At 45.8% G+C, this 3,873-nt stretch carries 5 protein-coding genes; 3 read left to right on the top strand and 2 right to left on the bottom strand.

From position 1 onward, the window contains the following. Window positions 1-108: 108 nt before the first annotated feature. Both WBA89_RS08825 and WBA89_RS08820 read right to left on the bottom strand, forming a co-directional pair. The gene (locus WBA89_RS08825) at window positions 109-528 is read right to left on the bottom strand and encodes a lysozyme inhibitor LprI family protein (RefSeq protein WP_424405702.1); all 420 of its coding nucleotides are present in this window, start codon (window positions 526-528) and stop codon (window positions 109-111) included. A 16-nt stretch (window positions 529-544) separates the two neighbouring features. Further along, on the bottom strand, window positions 545-859 hold the full coding sequence (locus WBA89_RS08820; protein WP_424405700.1) for a DUF2499 domain-containing protein: 315 nt from the start codon (window positions 857-859) through the stop codon (window positions 545-547). Window positions 860-1,055: 196 nt separating this feature from the next. Between WBA89_RS08820 and csaB the strand changes: the two genes are divergently transcribed. From csaB to trmB, 3 genes are all read left to right on the top strand, one after another. Then, the gene (gene csaB / locus WBA89_RS08815) at window positions 1,056-2,102 is read left to right on the top strand and encodes a polysaccharide pyruvyl transferase CsaB (RefSeq protein ID WP_424405698.1); all 1,047 of its coding nucleotides are present in this window, start codon (window positions 1,056-1,058) and stop codon (window positions 2,100-2,102) included. A 13-nt stretch (window positions 2,103-2,115) separates the two neighbouring features. Continuing rightward, entirely contained in the window at window positions 2,116-2,826 is a 711-nt protein-coding gene (locus WBA89_RS08810) for a Uma2 family endonuclease (RefSeq protein WP_424405696.1), read from the top strand. Between the two features lie 122 nt (window positions 2,827-2,948). Next, window positions 2,949-3,581 carry a tRNA (guanosine(46)-N7)-methyltransferase TrmB gene (gene trmB / locus WBA89_RS08805; protein WP_424405694.1) on the top strand — a complete coding sequence of 211 codons (633 nt, stop codon included), beginning with the start codon at window positions 2,949-2,951 and terminating at the stop codon, window positions 3,579-3,581. Window positions 3,582-3,873 lie beyond the last annotated feature (292 nt).

The raw sequence follows: 3,873 nt of genomic DNA, 5'->3' as shown, positions 1-3,873 counted from the left end.
ATGTGCTATGTATGAACTCTTACCCCCCCCTTAACAAGGGGGGGTTGGGGGGGTAATATCTAGCGCTACTTTATGAAATTGGTATCACAGATAATTCGGTAGATTTGCTTACAAATTTGCTTCTTCCAAATAATCTTCTAAATCTTTAACGCGCTCCTGCGTCACTCTAGCTCTGCAATAAACGTAGGTAGGAGCAGCCAAAGTACCGCCTTCAAACTTCCCGGCTTCATAATCGCAAGTTCGATCGCGAAATTGAATCCAAGTACGCTGTGCTACAGTCAATCTCTGCTTTTGTTTGCTGTTGAGTTTAGCCCGAAGTTGCTGATATAATTGATTGAGCTTGGTGTCTGCTGCTTTGAACTCTTGACTAGAACACATATTCATGTCTAGCGTGGTTTGAGGACTTTTGCAGTTAGGCTGTTGGGCGATTTGCAGGGGAATATTGCTGGCTTGGCCCGGAAGCAAAAATCCCGCAGCTAACAAAAGTGAACTTGCCGTAAATGTTGCCCAAAAAATGCTATTTTTCATTGACTTGATACCGATTTTAACTTTTAATCTTCTCTGCTGGTTGAGCCGATCGCCAAATCCACCAAGCCGCCGCCCACAGAGTAAAATTGCCAATGAGAGTCATCGCCGCTTGCAGGGTAACGATCCATTCTAGGGCTGGGGAGTTGTCAAAATAGTGCCAAGTGCAGGCACACATAGCGCTGACAAGGGCGGGCAGCATTCCGAAAGAAAGGGCCCACCAAGCTCGGTTTTGAGTGACTTCGCCGTAAGTCCAAATTAACCAGATGGCGGCAATCCACTCGACGACGCTAGAGACGTGAATAATCCAGGTAGGAATTGACAAAGCGTGCATTTTTTGTATTCTAAAATAACAGAGAACGGGGAAGATCAAATATGTATTTATTTGTTTGAGGCTGTTAGCTGACTGCTAAGAAGGGCGGGCACGGGGGCACCGCCCCTACCTGTTAACTGTTAAAATATTTTAGGGTTCGACCGCAACAATTAGATATTGTAATACTTAGATTCCCCATTATAAACCAAGAGTAGAAATGCGAGCAATTTTGTGCGGCTATTACGGTAAAGGCAACGGCGGCGACGAGGCGCTGTTGGCATCGCTACTGCAAATGTTACCAGATGGGGTGACGCCGATCGTCCTGTCTGGCAATCCTGTCGAGACAAATCAGCGGTACGGGGTAGCTGCGCGCGATCGGATGAATGCGTTTCAAGTTCTCGATACACTCCGCAGCGCCGACGCGCTAATCTGGGGAGGCGGCAGTTTAATCCAAGACGCTACCAGCATGATCAGCCCTTTCTATTATGGGGGTTTAATGGGACTAGCGCAACAAATGGGCTTAAAAACAGTTGCTTGGGCCCAGGGAATTGGGCCTTTAAATCGAGAGATCACCCGCAAATTATCTCAGCGGTGTTTTGCTGGATGCACTGCCGTCAGCGTGCGGGATAAAGGCTCAGCTACCTTACTTGCTGACTGGCAAATTCCCTTTACTTTAGCGCCCGATCCCGTGTGGGCTTTAGAAAATTCCCCCGTATCCGGTTTGTGGAATTTACCAGCGCCCAGAGTTGCAGTTTGTTTGCGCTCCCATCCTACATTAACTCCCGCCCGTTTGTCAATATTAACTCAAGCTTTAGTTGACTTTCAGAAAGCAACCAGAACCTTAATTTTACTGCTACCTTTTCAAGCATCTCGCGACTTAGAAATTGCGAAAAATTTGCACGAAGCGCTACCCAAACGAAGTCAGATTCTGAGTTTAGACGATCCGAGAAAATTGAAAGGAGTATTCCGGGGAGTCGAAATGGCGATCGGGATGCGGTATCACAGTTTAATTATGGCAGCATCGGAAGAATGCCGATGTTTTGGCCTCAGCTACGATCCCAAAGTCAGCCAGTTAATGGAAGAGTTAGAAATGCCGGGATACTTATTATCCCAATTGCCAGAAGATCCGTATTCAATCAGCAAAACCTGGATCGAACACTACGCCAACGGCTACGCACTATCGCCAGAAAGGATAAAATTTATTGTAGGGCGATCGCTCTTTCATAAAGAAATATTGCAAACCGCCCTCCAGCAATCTCAATAAAAGGTAAAATACCGTGATAGCCAGCACAGCCGACCTAAAAATTACCTGGGAAAAATTGCCAGAAGATTTCATCTTAGACGAGGAACCTGTGGAAAACATCGACCAGCCCCTGCTAGCCTCCGCCTTGCGAGAAATCTTAGAAATTGCGGGGCTAATTGTAGCAGGAATATTAGTCGCCCCCAACATGGGGATTTGCGCTACATTAAACGGCAAGCTAGTTATCAAAGCTCCAGATTGGTTTTATGCCCGCAACGTACAAACGCTTGAGAATCAAGAAATTCGCCGCAGCTACACTCCCAACTTAGAAGGAGACATTCCGGCGATCGCGATGGAGTTTTTGTCAGCTACTCCCTGCGACGAATACTCTAGCAAACCAACTTATCCCCCCGGCAAATGGTATTTTTACGAACAAGTATTGCGAGTACCAATCTATGCAATTTTTGAACCTGCTACTGGATTGCTAGAAATCTACCAGTTAGATTCATCAGGAAAATATCAAATACAGCAACCCGATGCGAACAATCATTATTGGATTGCCGGAGTTGGATTGTTTCTGGGTGTTTGGCAGGGAACAAAAGCCGAAAGAAGCGGATATTGGTTGCGGTGGTGGGATGAAAGCGGACAGATGTTATTGTGGGGAGCAGAAATGGTAGAAAGAGAAAGGCAACGATCGGAAAGACTAGCCGCGCAATTAAGAGCTGCAGGCATTGAACCCGAAGCATAATACAATAATTTAGAAATAAAAAATCCTAACGCTGCGATTTTTTATTTCTAAATTAATCTGCGTCAATCCGCGTTCATCTGCCCATATCAGCGGTTAAAAACTACATTCAGGAGACAGCAAAATTGGCAAGAGTTAGAGTTCGGGAACACGTCAATCCCCTATCAATTAGATATCAAGCATCCGCCAGCCCCCCGGATTGGACTAAAATCTATGCCGACTTAAATTTGCCGCTGCATTTAGATATCGGCTGCGGTAGAGGAAGGTTTTTGTGGCACATGGCGCAAATCCAAACAGACTGGAATTTTCTCGGATTAGAAATTCGGGAACCTCTGGTAGATGAGGCGAATCTGTGGCGGGACGAAAAAGGCTTGACAAACTTGCACTATTTATTTTGCAATGCGAACAGTTCCCTGAAGCCAATTTTAGAAACTTTGCCCGCTGGTATTTTGCAGCGAGTCAGCATTCAATTTCCCGATCCGTGGTTCAAGAAAAAGCATCACAAACGGCGGGTAGTACAGCAGGAATTAGTCAGCGAGTTGGCTACTTATCTGGCTGTTGGCGGTGAAGTGTTTATTCAATCTGATATTGAGGAAGTAGAAAGCGAAATGTGCGATCGCTTTTCATCTCATCCCAGTTTTCAGCGTCAAAACGGCGACAACTGGCTAGCAGAAAATCCCCTGCCCGTTGCTACAGAAAGAGAAATTGCTACTCTCAAACGAGGCGAACCAGTTTATCGAGCACTCTATCAAAAATAATGCTCGCTTTGGCAAACTCACCTTTGTTATATAGCCTTTCGAGCGTAACATGAGGTGCTAGGAGTGGGCATAGGGCATAGGGAATAGGGCATAGGCAGGAGTGCAAGGATGCTGCATACCTCACCAAGCTTGAGAACCGCTATAAATGTTGTTATAATACCAGTTTCATAAAGTTATGCTACTACCGAAAGTTTGACTCCCCCCCCTTAATAAGGGGGGGGTTGGGGGGGGTAGATATGTAGCGCTATTTTATGAATTTGGTATAACTTACATCTTGCACCTTGTTAGGAAC

Origin of the sequence: Microcoleus sp. (assembly GCF_049646505.1) — a bacterium.
Lineage (GTDB): Bacteria > Cyanobacteriota > Cyanobacteriia > Cyanobacteriales > Microcoleaceae > Microcoleus.
Note: the sequence above shows the minus strand (reverse complement) of the source record. Positions and strands in the feature narration are given on the sequence as shown.

Coding starts and splice junctions, on each gene's coding strand:
- WBA89_RS08820 (WP_424405700.1), bottom strand. CDS start 859: ATGCACGCTTTGTCAATTCCTACCTGGATTATTCACGTCTCTAGCGTC.
- csaB (WP_424405698.1), top strand. CDS start 1,056: ATGCGAGCAATTTTGTGCGGCTATTACGGTAAAGGCAACGGCGGCGAC.
- WBA89_RS08825 (WP_424405702.1), bottom strand. CDS start 528: ATGAAAAATAGCATTTTTTGGGCAACATTTACGGCAAGTTCACTTTTG.